The sequence below is a fragment of the Photobacterium sp. R1 genome (genome assembly GCF_054600795.1).
In genome coordinates, this window is record NZ_BAAHZP010000486.1 from 1 (window position 1) to 278 (window position 278).

General features: G+C 49.6%; 1 pseudogene. It reads left to right on the forward strand.

Annotated elements, in window-relative coordinates:
- Nucleotides 1-130, forward strand: a pseudogene (locus ACYP03_RS25970) (peroxide stress protein YaaA); the annotation flags it as partial.
- Nucleotides 131-278: the final 148 nt, after the last annotated feature.

The following is a 278-nucleotide window of genomic DNA, read 5'->3' on the forward strand; positions in this document are numbered from 1 at the left end:
GGCGCGTTACATCATTGATAACCGTCTGACGTCAGTGGAGCAGCTGAAGCAATTTGACGTGGCTGGGTATTACTTCGCACCGGAAGAATCGACGGCCGCCGAGCTGGTATTCAAACGCGAAGAGCAGTAAAGACTGAACGTTTTCCGCTGACTGAAACAGAAAAAGGGCCGGATATTGTATCCGGCCCTTTGCTTTGGGAATCAGAGGCCGCTGCTAAGATTACTTGGTCGCGGCCTTTTTCTTGACGGTTTTTTTCTTCTTCGTGTCTTTCTTGTTG